The organism is Halobacillus sp. Marseille-Q1614, from assembly GCF_902809865.1.
Taxonomy (GTDB): domain Bacteria; phylum Bacillota; class Bacilli; order Bacillales; family Halobacillaceae; genus Halobacillus_A.
In genome coordinates this window covers 2258525-2274526 of the sequence record NZ_CADDWH010000001.1, presented here as the reverse complement: position 1 = coordinate 2274526, position 16002 = coordinate 2258525, and the positions used below count along the sequence as shown (strand labels likewise).

Genomic DNA, 16002 nt, shown 5'->3' with positions numbered 1-16002 from the left:
TGTCAAAAAAACGGCAATGGAAAAGGATAATTTTTGCAATACTTTTACTACAATCGCTTACAAAAACTTAATAAAACTTTTTCTTGCATAATGGTTTACAAGCGCCAGAAAGCCTTCTATAATCCCGTATGTAACGTTAACTGCAGCGGAATAAATTCCGAAGAAGGAGGCTTTCAAATGACAAAGAAATTGCTATCATTTTTACTCATAAATCTAGGTGCTTTTGCAGTAGCTGTAAACGTCCATTTCTTTCTTTCACCTAATGACTTAGCTACTGGAGGAGTCAGTGGTTTATCTATCGTTTTAAATAAAGTCTTTCCTGATTTAACCTTAGGTACAATTATGATCCTGCTAAACATTGTCTTATTTATTATCGGCTTTATCTTCCTAGGTTTTCAGTTTGGAACGAAAACAATTTACGCAAGTTTCGCACTTTCGTTTATGGTATGGGGGCTTGAAACATTTTTCCCTATTCAGCAGCCGTTAAGTAATGATTTATTAATTCAGCTGATCATCGGGCAGATTATTGCTGCATCCGGAATGGCACTGGTATTTCACCAGGGTGCCTCAACGGGAGGTACCGATATTATCGCGATGATTCTAAATAAATATTTCTCTGTTGAAGTAGGAAAAGGCGTTCTATTCTCTGATATTGCAATAGCTTTATCTTCTGCGTTCATTTTTGGGCCTGCTATTGGAATGTATGCCTTCTTCGGTGTTATTTTAAACGGACTAGTGATTGACTATGCTCTTCAACAGTTCGATGATAATAAAGAAATCGTCATTATCAGCCGTAGAAGTGATGAAGTACGTGAATTCATCGTTCAACATCTGGGAAGAGGTGCTACGATTCATTATGCTCGCGGCGCCTTTAATCAAGAGGATAAAGAAGTTATCACTTCCATTATGAATAGAAGAGATTACTCCAAACTAAAAAAATATATGCTGGCAGTTGATGAAAGTGCGTTTATCACTGTTCATTCAATGAACGAAATCCTCGGGCAGAACTTCAAGCGTTTAGCCTGAAAATTCGCAGATTGCACGGAGTCTCACGGTCTTCTCTCTGGCTAGCGTAAAGAGGCATGCAAGAAGACAGTGTAACTACAATCAACTTGTCTATTTCCTATAAACATTCATTTCATTAAAGTTAGTCGATTTTCTCAACAGTCTGTAAGAGCGGCAAGACAGCCGCTCTTTTTTTATTGTCTAGGAAATTATAAAATTCCAAGCTGTGGAGATATATGTTTAAAAGAGCGACATCCAGCTCCAGCGCCCAGACACTCGCGTCATAAGCCATCCGCCCTGCGGAAGGGAAGGCCACCTTCCTCCGGCCGTTTTGCTTATGCGTTTCGTGTCTACCAGGGCGCTTTAAGCCTTTGTTCTTAGTTGATTTTTAATAATTTTGAATTTTTGATATAATAAAGACGTTGCTATCAATGGATCTTAAGGAGGAAATGAAGAATGAATCGTGAAGAACTGATCGCTCCGGAAAATTATAATCTGGTACAGGAATTCGAAAAGCATGCTAGTGACCCATCAAGGAAAGCTATCCTGTGGGAAAATGAGCAAGGCGAAAAAGATGAGATTACATATGAAACTTTAATAAAAAATGCGAACAAGATTGGAAATACTTTTCTAAATGCAGGTCTGAAAAAGGGAGATAAAGTGTTAGTAATGATCCCTCGACTTATTTCAGCCTATGAGGTGTATATAGCAGCTTTAAAAACGGGTCTGGTCATCATCCCGAGTTCTGAAATGCTGAGACCTAAAGATATTTCATATCGCTTATCCCACGGGGAAGCCAATGCGGTCGTCTGTTATGCCCCGTTTACTGACCAATTTAAAGATGTCCCAGAACTTAAAAATGTAACCGCTTTCTCGGCTGGGGGACAGACGGAAGGGTGGCTGAGCTTAGACGACCTAAAAGAAGATGAAACAAGTGATCTGCCAATTGCTCAAACGAACCGGGAGGATATGGCTTTTCTCTCCTATACCTCCGGAACGACGGGCAACCCTAAAGGAGTGGTCCACACACACGGCTGGGGATTTGCTCATTTAAAAACCGCTGCGTATCAATGGCTTTCGATTAAGGAAGGGGACACTGTTTGGGCGACTGCTGGTCCTGGATGGCAGAAATGGGTATGGAGCCCGTTTTTATCCGTTCTTGGAGCAGGAGCAACAGGATTAGTCTATAACGGAAAGTTTAATCCTAAGACTTATCTAAACCTGTTGGATGAACATAAAGTAAATGTCTTATGCTGTACGCCGACTGAGTACCGCCTTATGGCCAAGGTTGATAATTTGCCTGATTACAAGCTTGAGAATCTGCACAGCGCCGTATCGGCCGGTGAGCCGTTAAACAGGGAAGTGATTGAGACTTTCCAGAAACATTTTAACGTAACAGTCAGGGATGGTTACGGGCAGACTGAAAATACACTCCTTGTAGGGATTATGAAGGATATGGAAGTACGTCCAGGCTCCATGGGGCAGCCTACACCGGGGAATACAGTAGAAATCATTGATGATTTGGGAGAACCCGTGGGACCCGGAGAAGTAGGAGATATTGCCGTACACTTAGAAACGCCGGCATTATTTCGTGAATACTATAAAGACCCTGAGCGAACGAAAATGGCTCAGCGTGGTCAATACTATATTACAGGAGACCAGGCCTCTAAAGATGCTGATGGATATTTCTGGTTTGAAGGCAGAAGTGATGACATTATTATCAGTTCCGGGTATACGATTGGACCTTTTGAAGTGGAGGATGCTCTTGTTAAGCATGCTGCGGTTCAGGAATGTGCGGTTGTCGCCAGTCCAGATGAAGTGAGAGGAAACGTCGTGAAAGCTTTCATCGTTTTACAGGAAGGATATAAGGGAGACGATGAATTGATTAAAAATCTTCAAGAACATGTGAAGGAATTAACCGCTCCATATAAATATCCAAGGAAGATCGAATTCATTGAAACTCTTCCGAAGACTACTTCCGGCAAGATCCGCCGCGTGGAATTAAGGAGACAAGAACAACGTCAGATATGAAACCAATAGGGTATGTTCGAACAGCTGAAATTGCGGATGCGAAGGATATGGCCCGCCTTATGTCCTTCTTAGGATATCCGGCTGCTCTTGAAGAAATGGAGGATCGGCTTCCTTTAATTTTGAATGATCCGATTTACCATACCTGCGTATATGAAGCAAAAGGACAGTTAATCGGGATGATTGGTATGATGTACAGCCGCGCGTACCATACGGATGACTCCCATATCCGCGTCATTGCATTTGTTGTCCATCCTGATTATCAAGGCAATGGAGTGGGAAGAGCCCTAATGAATGAAGCTGAAAAATGGGGGCGTGATAAAGAAGCGACACGCCTGACGTTAAACAGCGGTAATCGGGATGAACGTAAGCAGGCGCATTCCATTTACGAACAATTAGGATTTGAAGGAAAAGCGACTGGTTTCTATAAAAAATTATAGTGAAAGCCCTAGATTCTTCGAGATAAGGATTTAGGGCTTTTTTGTCATTTTACGGAATTTTTATGAAACGAATGTAGGAGTCTATCGTATGAATAGGTAGGAAAGTGAAAGTAATCAGGGGTGATGGAATGAAGAAAAAGTCAGTAATCTGTCTAGCAATTGTAGTGTTGGTTTCTTCAAGTTTACTTTACATAAATTACCAATACTTCTATAATCCACTATCTTTTGAAAAAGATAAAGTAACTCCACATAATTGGAGTGCATACGAGCGTCCATTAACGATTAAGCTATATACATTAGAGGAGCAGCGCGAAACGAAAATTGTTTATGGAGAAGTGGAGATTAGAAAAGTACTTCGTGAATTAAAAGCAAGTCCTGCTGAAGACGAAGCTAATCATGCCAGTGATGTAAGAGGCGGCTTGACACTCACTTCAGATGGAGAGACGCTCTTAGAAGTTTTATTTTACAGCGATCACTGGAGAATTCTAAAAAGGAATGGGTCGTCATTTCAGATCACAAATTCACTCCAGAAGGCCGTTAATGAATTGTAGCCAAAAGGCGGCTTATGTTTTCTGCTATGAACAAGATTCTGCTATACTGAATGAAGGTTAAAGTTCTAAATGGAGTGATGGAAACATGAGCAAGTTTTTTACCCATACATTTAATATCGCTGTTGGACTTCTTTTATTAGTCGAAGGCGGTGTCTATATTTTTACTAATAATAAAGATGGCGACTTTCACTTGCGAAGCATTATAATGACAGTCCTGCTTTTCATCGCTTGGGGGATGTCCTACCGCAAGCAGCTGACGAGTGATAACCCGAGTGCGTGGCTGATCTTTACTATAATCATAATGATTCCAATGATCCTGCCATTCCTGTTCTTTATTTAAGTATTTTGAAATGTAAAAACGAAAATTGGATTAAAATAACCAGCGAATAAGACCGATAACCGCCATGGTGAGAGCCAGCATCATATATAAACCGCCTAACAACTGTGGTTTTAGTTCTTCATCGCTGATCTCAACAGCACCGGAAAAGGTTAAAAACCCTATGAGCAATAAATAAAGACTAAGATATGTACTCGTCCATGGAGGATTAGAGAAGATCAGCCATATGCCCGCTGGAACAGCTGTAAACAAAGGAAAATATAACGGATTTAATTTATACCATAGCTCTTTAAGCCTTTTAAACATGGCCGTTCTCCTTTCTAAGAAAACATAGTTGATAAAGCGCAGCTCTAATAAGGGGCTGCGTTTTTGTTTGTTCAGCCTTCTTTGATCATAACGAAAGTAAAGCGTGAATTCTACAAAAAGCTTGATCGTGAATGGATTGGTATAAATCATCAAAGAATATAGTGTAACCATCTGTGTTTGTCGTGAAATGTCGAAAAAAGCTTTATTTTTGTCGAATGAAGGGTATAAAATAATAGTTATATATCCTGACTTTATGAATGTTAGCAGGAAATCGTTATTAATTTAGGTGGCAAAGGCATCTTAATGAAAGGAGAAGGGTTTAATGGATACTAAATTAATTGATTGGAGTACGTTTATCGGGGCCCTTGTTTTACTGCTCGGGGTCACCATTCCTTTAATACTATTTCCTGACGCAGGTAAAGAGGTAGTCAACCAGGCGAATGGATTTGTCAGCGGTAATTTTGGCGTTCTTTATATGATGATGGGATTAATAATCTTTGCTTTTTTATTATTTGTCGCTTTTAGTAAAAATGGACAAGTTAAACTGGGTGATGAAGGGGAAAAGCCGGAATTTAATACTTTCTCCTGGGCAGCCATGTTATTTGCTGCTGGTATCGGATCAAGTATCCTATACTGGGCGGTTATTGAGTGGGCTTACTATTATGAAGCACCTCCTTTTGGTGTAGAAGGCGGTACACAAGAAGCCATCCAATGGTCTACAGCCTATGGTATTTTTCATTGGGGGCCTATTGCCTGGGCGATTTATACACTGCCGGCACTGCCCATTGCCTATTTTTATTATGTAAGGAAAAAACCTGTCCTTAAAGTGAGTGAAGCAGTCCGTCCAGTCTTAGGGAAACTGGTGGACGGACCGGTAGGAACAATCATTGATGTGTTCTTTATGTTTGGACTGATGGGAGGAGCAGGTACTACTTTAGCACTTGGAACCCCAATGATTGCAGAGGGGATCAGTGACATAACCGGTTTAGAAGTAACTTTAGGGATGCAGGCTGTAATTATGCTTATTTGTACGACGATTTTTGCGATCAGCGCCTATTCGGGTCTGCGCAGAGGAATTAAAGTACTAAGTGATATAAATTTGTGGCTTGCGATATTTTTGTTAGGATATATCTTTATATTTGGTCCTACCCGGTTTATTAGTGAAACGACTTTTAATTCTCTTGGTATCATTCTAGATAATTTCTTTAAGATGGCCACATGGGTAGAACCATTTGGTAACCTGGCCGAGTTTGAAGAAACTGCTTTTCCTGAATCATGGACCGTTTTCTACTGGGCATGGTGGCTCGTTTACGCTCCATTTGTTGGTTTGTTTGTAGCGCGTATTTCGAGAGGACGAACGATCCGTCAGATGATTTTAGGAACGATGCTGTATGGAACACTCGGGTGTATCTTATTCTTTGGAATTATGGGGAACTTCGGCCTTTACATGCAGCTGACAGGACAATTTAATGTTATTGAGTTTTTAAATACAAATGGTGCGCCTGCCACGATTATTGAAATAATCAACCAGCTGCCGCTTGCTAAATTTTTAGTCCTTATATTTACGGTGCTGGCCATTATCTTCTTAGCCACCACTTTCGATTCTTCTTCATATATTCTGGCTGCTGTTGTTCAGAAGCGGGTTGAAGACGAGCCAATTCGCTGGAACCGTTTGTTCTGGGCGTTTTCGCTCTGTATCATGCCTTTAACCTTAATGTTCCTCGGCGGACTTGAGACATTGCAGACAGCAAGTATTGTAGGCGGCTTCCCGCTGATATTTATTATATTCCTGCTGGCCTGGTCATTTATGAGAGCTTCTAACTCTGATATTCAGGCCTCTGATGATTATGAATCCCCGACGATTTATATAAAACGCTGGAAGGATAAAGGGAAGAAAAAGAGAAAGCGCTCGGCGCTTGAAGTATTGGAAGATAAAAAAAGAGAAGATGATGAATAAAGAAAGGGATCGCTTATGCGGTCCCTTTTATTGCGGAATAAACTTGAGGCTTGGGATTAATTCAAAATCCTGACTTTCTTTTAGAAATTGGCTCAAGAGATGGACATGATCTCCGCCGATTAAAACTAGCACCCGGTCTTCCGGCTCAGTGATACGGGCGATATTCGCCGCAATTGCCAAATCACGTTCATGCCACTGTTTTATCCATTTAACGCCAACTTGGTGCTGGCGGTCACCAACACGTGTGAGCTTCATATAAACACGCTGAAGCTCCTTGAGGTAGGAGGGATCATTAATTGTTTTTAGAGTGGAAAGGAAGGTTTGGTCATCTTCCATTTCTTTTAACCGCTGCTGCACCAATAAAATGTCCTGGAAAAGGCGGGGCTGGTGCTCTTTTGCCCACTCAAAAACTTGATTTAATGCCGGGTTTGACATATCGACAATTTCATCCACTGGGAAGAGAGCAGAGTGTTCAAAGTGGTGAGCCAAAGGGAAGGCAATCTGCTCCACTTCATCATAGGCTGGAATTAATTGCCCTGAACAGTATTCATGATATTTTCTTTGTAACTCTTCTTCAATAAGAAAGGGTTTTTCGACAGCGACTTTAGTCGGCTGGAACTCTTTTAATGCTTCCACGACTGCGCTGATATTATCTTTTTGGTGATTAACGATGTCAGGATCCATAGCAAAATGAGAAATGCCTAGTATTAGTATTTGGGGTTTTGGTAAAGAGTTCACTGCTGTTTCCTCCTGTTACTGAAAATGTGGAATGACTTCATTTCCAATTTCTTTGATTATTTCTTCTACAGGTCTTGTGCTTTGGGAAAGGCCGAACATAATATGATTTACACCGATCAGCCTATACTGTTCGATCAGCTTAATTAAACCTAATCGTCCGGTCCGATATCCCGCTGGAATTTTTTCCACCGGAGCATGACGGTCTTTCAATAGGTCGATTGGCAAGGGCATAACAAATGGGCGAAAAACATCCCCATGGTACATGTTTACTTTTTCGTGGTAGAGGTCGATCGTCTGTTTCTGCTGTGTGGGTCTTTGCGGATAGAACATCCAGCCATCGCCATTTTCGGCTACCCAGTCGATCGTTTGCTGGCAGTAACCTGTGAGCAGCATTGGAATGCGCTGGGAAGGTTTTGGCACGAGGTTTGCTTTTTCCATCTTTCCAAATCGTGATTGATAGTGAGGGAATTCTTCATAGAGAGCTCTCTGTATATCTTTGTAAGTCTCTCTGAATCTTTCCCCCCGCTCCATAATGGGTATCCCTAATCCTTCAAAATCTTTTCGGCGGTCTCCTGAGGAAACTCCCAATATGAAGCGGCCGGGAAAAAGACGGTCAATGCTTGCGGCTTCTTTGGCAATTCGTAAAGGATGACGTAATGGAAGGACAGTAGCCGCTGTTCCTATTAAGATGGAAGACGTATGTGATGCTAAATAGACTGTGTAAATGAAGCTGTCATAAATCTGGCCTGTGGCTGGATCTTCAAACGTAGGATCCTCTAACAGAACGTCTTGAAGCCAAAGCGTGTGAAAGTTTATTTTTTCTGCGAGCTGGGCAAGTGAGATTTGATGTTTCATTACAGGTGTATCCCTGCCGTAGTTTTCGAGAGGTATCGTCAGCCCGAAGCTGATTTTACCAGTCTGAAAAGCGGAAGAATAGCCTTTATGTACAGTCATCATGTATCACCTCTTGCCCCAAGTATAGGTGAGAAAAGTACAAAACGAAAGAAATTAGCGCATAAAAAAGCCCGGCCTTTTTTAAAAGGAACGGGCTTATATAATGTATGAATGCAGAAATTTAAATGACATAAATAAGTACATATAAGAATCCAGTTAGAATAGCCGAACCACCTAAACCATAGATAAAATCAGTTGAATCATACTCAGCTTTGTGTCTCATTAAAAAAGCTCCTTTCTATGGAAGAATTGTAATATAACTAATAAGAATAATTTCTTAAAGGACTTTTCCCATTAGTTCATCGCCTTAAACTAAATGTTTTCTTTTTCTAAGGTGTTAAATCGACATATTGTTACAAAAAACTTTCTTATGTAACAGTAATATTTCATTTATGTTACAAACATAGTGTAACATAATTTGGATATAAAGCAACCATATTAGGATAATTTTTGAAAAATTAAAAAACCTTGAAAATACAAGGTTTAGAAGGATTTTTGAATGGGAATAGCAGCTGCCGCTGCTTAAATATCTTTTATTTTTCTGCTTTATTCAGAGATTTAAGCATTTGAATTATTTCTTCCCGGGGTCATCCAGCAGCCGAAGTCCGTAATGAGATTTAGTTCGCCATGGTTTTCCCCAGACTATTTCTGCCTTACATAGAAAGGGATGGTTATGTATAAGAGTAGTTTCAATCAGGAGCTGAATGTTTTGATGGATAGGCAATTTCAGGTTAGTGGAGAGAAGCATTCCATTTGGGCTTATATTTAAAAGTGATCCCCTTCCCATGGTGGAAGCCAGCTCGAAATCTTCGGCATCCAGAACAGTAAAAGAAGTAGAACAAACCGTTAAAAAGGGGGAGGGAATAACTGAATTAACAGACAGCTGGAAAATCTCTGATATAATAAAATAAAGCGATTACATAATATTTTAGCGGCCGAAAGGAGCTTATTCTATGGAAGAATACAAGCTGACATGGGATTTAAATAGTATCTTCAGCGGAGGCAGTCATTCAAAAGAACTGGAGGATTATGTGAAAAACCTGCAGGAAAGAATGGAGCAGTTAAGAGGATTGGTTGATAGGTTTACCTATCCTATGAATCCAGAGCAGACAAAAGATTTGATGGAAATCATCGATCACTCGCAGGATGTTATAAAAAGGCTTCGGGAGTTTGGAGCTTTTTCAAGTTGTCTTTCAGCTCAGGACGTTGAAGACAAACAGGCACAGAAGTGGGTCACAAGACGAAGTGAAATGGCTGCACGTTATCAAAACATTCAGCTTGAGCTTGATCAGAAGCTTCTTCAGACAGACGATAATATTTGGAAATCTCTAATCAGTGAACCAGAAATCAGGGAAGTAGCGTTTATCCTTGATGAACGCCGCGAGAAAGCCAAGGAAAAATTGGCGATCGAAATTGAGTCCATTATCAATAACTTGGCGGTCGACGGCTACCACGGCTGGGGTCAGATGTATGATGCCATTGTCGGTAAAATGACGTTGACCTTAGATGGAAAGGAATTGTCGATGGGCCAGGCTTCTAACAGGATGACTGATGGAAATCGTGAGGTAAGACAGGAAGTTTTTAAAAAGTGGCAGGAGGTGTGGAGTACTCAAGCGGACTTATTTACAGAAACGCTTAATCACTTAGCCGGATTCCGCCTCCACACGTACAAACACCGTGGCTGGGAGAACCCATTGAAAGAGCCTCTTTCTTATAACCGAATGAGTGAAGATACATTAAACGCGATGTGGACGGCGATCAATAAATATAAATCCGATTATTTAGAGTACTTTGATGAAAAAGCAAAATGGCTTGGAGTGGAAAAGCTAAGCATTTTTGATGTCAATGCCCCTATTGGCAAAACGGAAAAAAAGATGGATTATCAGACAGGGGCTCAATTTATCATTGATCATTTCCGCACGATTAGTCCTTTACTAGCCGACTTTACAGAAATGGCCTTTGAAAAAAGCTGGATTGAAGCAGAAGACCGGCCAGGGAAGAGGCCTGGAGGGTTTTGTACAAGTTTTCCACATAGTCAAGAAACGAGAATTTTCATGACGTATTCAGGAACACTTTCCAATGTGGCCACTTTAGCTCATGAACTGGGGCACGCGTATCATCAGCACGTAATGAATGAAATGCCTATATTCAATCAGGGTTATGCGATGAACGTGGCTGAAACAGCTTCAACTTTTGCCGAAATGATCGTCTCTGATGCTGCAGTGAATAATGCTTCTGACGATAGGGAAAGGCTCATATTGCTTGAAGATAAAATCCAGCGTAGTGTTGCCTTTTTCATGAATATCCACTCACGCTTCCTGTTTGAGACAAGCTTTTATGAAGAAAGAAAACATGGTGCGGTTTCTACTGAGCGGCTGAATGAATTGATGGTCGAGGCCCAGCGTGAAGCTTACAAAAATTCCTTGGAGGAATACGATCCGACCTTCTGGGCTTCCAAGCTGCATTTTCATATTACTGGTGTTCCTTTTTACAACTTTCCTTACACGTTTGGTTACCTGTTCAGTTTAGGAATATATGCGATAGCTGTTAAAGAGGGAACCAGCTTTGAATCGAGATATATTTCCCTGCTTCAGGATACAGGGCGAATGACGGTGGAAGAGCTTGCGGAAAAACACCTTGGGGCCGACTTGGAAAAAACAGAATTCTGGGAAGAAGCGCTTAAGTTATGCATGAAGGATGTCACGGAGTTCATGGAATTAAGTAGACGACTACGAACAGAGGAGGGTGTATAATGGAAAAGAGAATTCCTGTGGAAGAAAAACAGAGTCGTGTAGATGAACTGAATGGCTGGAAGCTCGAGGACGATAAATTTATCGTGAAGAGGTATCGGTTTAAAGAGTTTTTAACAGGCATTGATTTTGTAAACAAAATTGCTTCTTACTCTGAAGAGATTCAGCATCATCCTTTTATAAGCATTGATTATAAAATGGTTACTCTAAAGCTTACTTCTTGGAATGCAAAAGGGCTGACGTATTTAGATTTAGAATGTGCCGATCATTATGATGAATTGTACCAAGAGTATAAGTAGGAACTGCCGGTCTTTACTCACGCTGTCTTTTGGCGAGTCGAAACAGGTTCAAAGAATAAACCCTCAGAGAAATGAAATTCTCAGAGGGTTTTCTATTTTAAGTGCTCTTACTGAAAAAATTGGAGCAATCTAAATGATAGATCAACAATAGTCCTTTAAAGTCATTCAAGCAAGCGTACATGCTCCGGCTTGAAGATGGAGGACGTATCGGAAGGCATGGCGAGGCATTCAATTGTCTCCTCTGTAAATGGATGGACAAAAGCCATTTTGGCAGCATGCAGCGCCTGATGTCCGCTAAAGTTTCTTTTGCCTCCATACAGTTCATCACCTAACAGCGGATAACCAATATGGCTCATATGAACTCTAATCTGGTGGGTCCGTCCGCTTTTCAGCTGAAGCTTAATCAGGCTGGCTTTTTGATCAGCCTCATACCGAAGCAATTCATAAGATGTTTCAGCTTCCTGACCGCCTTTAGAAACTCTTCGTCTTACAGCGTGATGCCGGTCTTTGCCAATCGGCTCATTGATGTTTCCTTTGGCAGGCTTTATTTTTCCTTCCACCCAGGCAATGTAAGTTCTTTGAATATCGCGTTTCTTTAACTGTTCCCCAAGCATGGCAATCGCTAAATCGTGCTTCGCAAACAAGACGGCCCCTGAAGTATCACGGTCGAGTCTATGAACATATTTAGGTGTTGCTTCAATTCCGTTTATTTGAAAATAAAAGGCAGCAGCGTTTACTAACGTATCGGTCTGATTCGGCTGGCTGGGATGTGTATACTGTCCGGCTGGTTTATTGATTACGAGTAAATGATCATCTTCATAAACGACATCGATATCGATAAATGCTGGCGTGACTTCAAGCTCTTGCGGTTCAAAGACTCTCACCCGAAAAGCATCCCCCTGCTTCACGGTTGACTGCTTCCAATGTTTCGATTCTCCATTGAGTGTGACCCCGCGCTCTGTTCGAAACTTATGGAGAAGTTTGCGGGGAACTTTCCATTCTTTTTTCATAATCCGTTCAATTGTAAAACCGTCCCATTTTTCTGGTATGGTGACTTCGAGCCATTCTCCCAGCCTTCTTGTTTTCATGAAAATCTTCCTTTCCCTATTGCCGTGCGTAAACACAAGTGATTCTATTGTACAAGGATTCCCTTGTTTGCGAAAGAATACAGCCGTTTTTATTTAAAGATTTTCGCGGGGAATGTGTAAAATAAGCCATATATGTGTACTCTAGCTATTGACAATAGCTGAAGTATGTTATACTAGGTAAGTTGAATAATTGCAATTTGAAAGAGGTGTGTGCTTCATGCAACACAGAAATGATATTCGAAATATCGCGATCATCGCACACGTTGACCACGGGAAAACAACATTAGTTGACCAGATGCTTCACTATTCTGGAACTTTCCGTGATAACGAGCAAGTCGATGAGCGAGCCATGGACTCTAATGATTTGGAAAAAGAACGTGGTATTACGATCTTAGCGAAAAATACTGCGATCAATTATAATGATGCGCGAATCAACATTCTGGATACACCGGGTCACGCGGACTTCGGCGGGGAAGTAGAACGTATCCTTAAAATGGTGGATGGTGTACTTCTAGTAGTCGATGCTTATGAAGGATGTATGCCGCAGACTCGTTTCGTTCTTAAGAAAGCTCTTGAGCAGAAACTGACTCCTGTAGTTGTGTTAAATAAAATTGATCGCCCGAACGCTCGTCCAGAAGAAGTAGTGGATGAAGTTCTTGACCTGTTTATCGAGTTAGGTGCTGACGATGAGCAGCTCGATTTCCCAGTTGTCTATGCTTCTGCTCTTAATGGTACGTCTGGTGATGAACCAGATGAGCAGGCAGACACTATGGATCCAATCTTTAAGCTGATCATGAACAACATTCCTGCACCAGTTGATACAAAAGATGAGCCATTGCAATTCCAGGTAACTTTGCTGGACTATAATGATTATCTTGGCCGTATCGGAGTAGGACGTGTGTTCCGCGGCAGTATTAAAGTAGGACAGCAGGTCTCACTCATGAAAAAAGACGGATCGGTGAAGAACTTCCGTGTTTCTAAGCTGTTTGGCTTTATCGGCCTTAAGCGTATTGAGATTGAAGAAGCGCAGGCTGGGGATATCATTGCCCTTGCTGGTATGGAAGACATTAACGTTGGTGAAACGGTTTGTCCGACAGACCACCAGGAAGCTATGGAAATCCCGCGTATTGATGAGCCTACTCTTCAAATGACATTCCTTGTAAACAACAGTCCTTTCGCAGGCCGCGAAGGTAAATATGTAACGTCTCGTCAGATTGAAGAACGCCTGTTAACTCAATTGGAAACAGACGTAAGCTTACGTGTAGATCCTACTGATTCACCTGATGCCTTTACAGTATCCGGCCGTGGGGAGCTTCACTTATCTATTCTTGTAGAGAACATGCGTCGTGAAGGCTTTGAGCTTCAGCTTTCCAAGCCGAAAGTTATTCTTAAGGAGATTGACGGCGTGACTTGTGAGCCTGTTGAGCGCGTTCAAATCGATACACCTGAAGAGTACCAGGGTGCTGTTATGGAATCCATCGGTATTCGTAAAGGTGAAATGCAGGATATGGTTAATGATGGTAACGGTCAAGTGCGGCTTGAATTCCTAGTGCCATCTCGTGGATTAATCGGTTACTCTACAGAGTTCATGACACAGACACGTGGTTATGGAATCTTAAACCATACGTTTGACGGTTACGCACCTTTAGCACAAGGCCAAGTGGGCGGACGTCGTCAAGGTGTGCTTGTTTCTCTAGATAAAGGGAAAGCATCCACTTATGGAATTATGAACCTTGAAGATCGTGGTACGATTTTCGTTGATCCTGGTACAGAAGTATACGAAGGAATGATCGTAGGAGAGCACAATCGTGATAACGACCTAACGGTTAACATTACGAAAGAGAAGCACTTAACAAACGTGCGCTCTGCAACGAAAGATTCTACGTCAACAATTAAGAAGACTCGTAAGCTTACTCTTGAAGAAGCGATCGAGTATCTTGATGACGATGAGTACTGCGAAGTAACACCTGAAGCGGTCCGACTTCGTAAGAAACATCTTAATAAAAATGAACGTGAAAAAGCAGCGAAGAAGAAAAAACTTCAAAACGCTGAGTTATAGAAAAAAACGAGCCGATTACTGAGGCCACTGAAAAACTGAAGAAGATCTGTGAAAGGTAGAATTTTAAAAAGCGGTCTGTGTGGAATTTAATTTCCAAACAGACCGTTTTTCTTCTAATTTTAAGAGATTTATTCCCTCTATGCTTTCATAAGTTTAACTATACGTTTCACATTAGCTGTAAAATCGCCATCGCACCTTGAATTGTTTATGACCCGAGTGTCTGGGCGCTGGAGCTGGATGTCGCACTTTTAAACATATATATCCACAGCTTGGAATTTTATAATTTCCTAGACAACAAGAGAAAAGAGTGACTTTCTTTTATAAATTAAAGAAAATCACTCTTTTTAAATTGGCCTCTGTTGATTCCACGATGAGCGTTCGGTGGTGACGCCTGCGGGAACAGCGCGAGCCGAAGATCCACTTGGTCAAGTGATCTTCTTGACCAAGTTAGCTGAGGCCGTGCCCGCTGGCAAGCACCCACCGACAAGCGGTTCTAAACAACAAACGTTAACAACTCCTTTAGATTAGTAAGGACTTTTTCAGTGACCTCCGATTACCGGCTCTTTTTTTTATGGGGTGGAAGTCAGGGGGCGAGTCTTCTAAGTCAGCACGTTAGCACGTGATTAAACTGATCCATAAAAACTGAACACAATCTAAAGTCAGCTTTTACTTAATTTACTTGGACATTTATTTCCTTATGGCCATGGATATCTTCGTCTTGTTTAACGTAATGAACATTTATCAGGTACTCCCCGGCGGATGGGAACTTATACTGGGCGGAATACTCTCCATTCTCCTGTTCCTGAGCTGCAATAAACTCATGCTTGTTTAATTGTTCAGAACTGATTTCAAAGGAAACTTCAGCACCTTCAAAATTCTCACCCTGTTTCTCAATATGTGTGAGAAGCTCAGACTTCTTTCCGCTCGTAAACTCATTCGAATTTAAAGTAACGCTGTATTTTCCTCCACCATGATCATGATGTCCATCCGTTTCTTCATCATGGGAGTGGGAATCATCATGAGTATCGGATGCTTCGCTTTTCTCTCCCGCCTGTACTTCTACCTGAGGCATTGTATGAATGTTTCGTGCTTGAGTATGCGCGATCACTTGATAAGTACCTGCCTCTTCAAATGTGTAGACAGCTTCGTACACGCCTTCACCTTTGTGTTCAGTCTCTATCGTTTCTGAAGAATCCTGCCCCTTCGCGTCATTCCAGATTTCAAATTCAACATAATCTGCGTCTTCTACAGGGGTATTATTAGAAGTAACAACAGCTTGAATGGCAGTATCTTCACTAAGTGGCAGCGGTTCTTCCTCAAATTTTACCTCAACTTCAGGGTTAAAAAGCTCTTCTTCGGCGACCGTGTTCTTTTCCTCTTCTTTAGATGAGCCGCATGCTGCTAAGATAGCAGATAAAATTATTAAAGCCATAAGTAATGTCAATTTTCTCATATCAAAAGACTCCTTTGATCTATTCCTAACAATAGAT

Annotated in this window: 15 protein-coding genes; 9 read left to right on the top strand and 6 right to left on the bottom strand. The window is 41.4% G+C overall.

From position 1 onward, the window contains the following. The first annotated feature begins 177 nt into the window (after positions 1-177). The 5 genes from HUS26_RS11495 (at position 178) to HUS26_RS11475 (ending at position 4364) form a co-directional block, all read left to right on the top strand. Complete coding sequence (locus tag HUS26_RS11495; RefSeq protein WP_173917281.1) at positions 178-1026, top strand: YitT family protein; 849 nt, start codon at positions 178-180, stop codon at positions 1024-1026. A gap of 435 nt (positions 1027-1461) precedes the next feature. Then, the gene (mbcS, locus tag HUS26_RS11490) at positions 1462-3036 is read left to right on the top strand and encodes an acyl-CoA synthetase MbcS (protein WP_173917280.1); all 1575 of its coding nucleotides are present in this window, start codon (positions 1462-1464) and stop codon (positions 3034-3036) included. Further along, on the top strand, positions 3033-3473 hold the full coding sequence (locus tag HUS26_RS11485) for a GNAT family N-acetyltransferase (RefSeq protein WP_254434183.1): 441 nt from the start codon (positions 3033-3035) through the stop codon (positions 3471-3473). Before mbcS ends, HUS26_RS11485 begins: the two co-directional genes overlap by 4 nt. Before the next feature lie 128 nt (positions 3474-3601). Beyond that, positions 3602-4024 (top strand): hypothetical protein, encoded by a 423-nt coding sequence (locus HUS26_RS11480; RefSeq protein WP_173917279.1) that lies wholly within the window; start codon positions 3602-3604, stop codon positions 4022-4024. An 85-nt stretch (positions 4025-4109) separates the two neighbouring features. Beyond that, a complete protein-coding gene (locus HUS26_RS11475; RefSeq protein ID WP_173917278.1) occupies positions 4110-4364 on the top strand; it encodes a hypothetical protein in 255 nt (84 codons plus the stop codon). Between the two features lie 30 nt (positions 4365-4394). Here the strand turns inward: HUS26_RS11475 and HUS26_RS11470 are convergent, their stop codons facing one another. Beyond that, a complete protein-coding gene (locus HUS26_RS11470) occupies positions 4395-4667 on the bottom strand; it encodes a hypothetical protein (protein ID WP_173917277.1) in 273 nt (90 codons plus the stop codon). A 322-nt stretch (positions 4668-4989) separates the two neighbouring features. Between HUS26_RS11470 and HUS26_RS11465 the strand changes: the two genes are divergently transcribed. After that, positions 4990-6624, top strand: coding sequence for a BCCT family transporter (locus tag HUS26_RS11465; protein WP_173917276.1), 1635 nt, complete (start codon positions 4990-4992; stop codon positions 6622-6624). A 27-nt stretch (positions 6625-6651) separates the two neighbouring features. Here HUS26_RS11465 and HUS26_RS11460 read toward each other — a convergent pair whose 3' ends face one another. From HUS26_RS11460 to HUS26_RS20250, 3 genes are all read right to left on the bottom strand, one after another. Beyond that, positions 6652-7362 (bottom strand): DUF5694 domain-containing protein, encoded by a 711-nt coding sequence (locus tag HUS26_RS11460; protein WP_254434182.1) that lies wholly within the window; start codon positions 7360-7362, stop codon positions 6652-6654. A gap of 15 nt (positions 7363-7377) precedes the next feature. Next, on the bottom strand, positions 7378-8319 hold the full coding sequence (locus tag HUS26_RS11455) for an LLM class oxidoreductase (RefSeq protein WP_371809580.1): 942 nt from the start codon (positions 8317-8319) through the stop codon (positions 7378-7380). Between the two features lie 568 nt (positions 8320-8887). Continuing rightward, positions 8888-9103 carry a PilZ domain-containing protein gene (locus HUS26_RS20250; RefSeq protein WP_173917275.1) on the bottom strand — a complete coding sequence of 72 codons (216 nt, stop codon included), beginning with the start codon at positions 9101-9103 and terminating at the stop codon, positions 8888-8890. Between the two features lie 166 nt (positions 9104-9269). On the opposite strand from HUS26_RS20250, the gene HUS26_RS11445 reads away from it, so the two are divergent. After that, positions 9270-11069: a M3 family oligoendopeptidase gene (locus tag HUS26_RS11445; protein WP_173917274.1), complete on the top strand. Its 1800-nt coding sequence runs from the start codon at positions 9270-9272 to the stop codon at positions 11067-11069. After that, entirely contained in the window at positions 11069-11365 is a 297-nt protein-coding gene (locus HUS26_RS11440; protein ID WP_173917273.1) for a 4a-hydroxytetrahydrobiopterin dehydratase, read from the top strand. The genes HUS26_RS11445 and HUS26_RS11440 overlap by 1 nt, the downstream gene beginning before the upstream one ends. 161 nt (positions 11366-11526) lie before the next feature. On the opposite strand, the gene HUS26_RS11435 is transcribed toward HUS26_RS11440, so the two are convergent. Next, positions 11527-12453 carry an RluA family pseudouridine synthase gene (locus HUS26_RS11435; protein ID WP_173917272.1) on the bottom strand — a complete coding sequence of 309 codons (927 nt, stop codon included), beginning with the start codon at positions 12451-12453 and terminating at the stop codon, positions 11527-11529. 217 nt (positions 12454-12670) lie between these two features. On the opposite strand from HUS26_RS11435, the gene typA reads away from it, so the two are divergent. Continuing rightward, positions 12671-14512 carry a translational GTPase TypA gene (gene typA / locus HUS26_RS11430; RefSeq protein ID WP_173917271.1) on the top strand — a complete coding sequence of 614 codons (1842 nt, stop codon included), beginning with the start codon at positions 12671-12673 and terminating at the stop codon, positions 14510-14512. Positions 14513-15182: 670 nt separating this feature from the next. On the opposite strand, the gene HUS26_RS11425 is transcribed toward typA, so the two are convergent. After that, positions 15183-15965, bottom strand: a complete 783-nt coding sequence (locus tag HUS26_RS11425) for a FixH family protein (protein WP_173917270.1) — start codon at positions 15963-15965, stop codon at positions 15183-15185. Positions 15966-16002: the final 37 nt, after the last annotated feature.

What these genes read in the sequence shown, in the direction of transcription:
- HUS26_RS11495 (WP_173917281.1), top strand. Translation starts at nt 178, where the DNA reads ATGACAAAGAAATTGCTATCATTTTTACTCATAAATCTAGGTGCTTTT.
- mbcS (WP_173917280.1), top strand. Translation starts at nt 1,462, where the DNA reads ATGAATCGTGAAGAACTGATCGCTCCGGAAAATTATAATCTGGTACAG.
- HUS26_RS11485 (WP_254434183.1), top strand. Translation starts at nt 3,033, where the DNA reads ATGAAACCAATAGGGTATGTTCGAACAGCTGAAATTGCGGATGCGAAG.
- HUS26_RS11480 (WP_173917279.1), top strand. Translation starts at nt 3,602, where the DNA reads ATGAAGAAAAAGTCAGTAATCTGTCTAGCAATTGTAGTGTTGGTTTCT.
- HUS26_RS11475 (WP_173917278.1), top strand. Translation starts at nt 4,110, where the DNA reads ATGAGCAAGTTTTTTACCCATACATTTAATATCGCTGTTGGACTTCTT.
- HUS26_RS11470 (WP_173917277.1), bottom strand. Translation starts at nt 4,667, where the DNA reads ATGTTTAAAAGGCTTAAAGAGCTATGGTATAAATTAAATCCGTTATAT.
- HUS26_RS11465 (WP_173917276.1), top strand. Translation starts at nt 4,990, where the DNA reads ATGGATACTAAATTAATTGATTGGAGTACGTTTATCGGGGCCCTTGTT.
- HUS26_RS11455 (WP_371809580.1), bottom strand. Translation starts at nt 8,319, where the DNA reads ATGATGACTGTACATAAAGGCTATTCTTCCGCTTTTCAGACTGGTAAA.
- HUS26_RS20250 (WP_173917275.1), bottom strand. Translation starts at nt 9,103, where the DNA reads ATGGGAAGGGGATCACTTTTAAATATAAGCCCAAATGGAATGCTTCTC.
- HUS26_RS11445 (WP_173917274.1), top strand. Translation starts at nt 9,270, where the DNA reads ATGGAAGAATACAAGCTGACATGGGATTTAAATAGTATCTTCAGCGGA.
- HUS26_RS11440 (WP_173917273.1), top strand. Translation starts at nt 11,069, where the DNA reads ATGGAAAAGAGAATTCCTGTGGAAGAAAAACAGAGTCGTGTAGATGAA.
- HUS26_RS11435 (WP_173917272.1), bottom strand. Translation starts at nt 12,453, where the DNA reads ATGAAAACAAGAAGGCTGGGAGAATGGCTCGAAGTCACCATACCAGAA.
- typA (WP_173917271.1), top strand. Translation starts at nt 12,671, where the DNA reads ATGCAACACAGAAATGATATTCGAAATATCGCGATCATCGCACACGTT.
- HUS26_RS11425 (WP_173917270.1), bottom strand. Translation starts at nt 15,965, where the DNA reads ATGAGAAAATTGACATTACTTATGGCTTTAATAATTTTATCTGCTATC.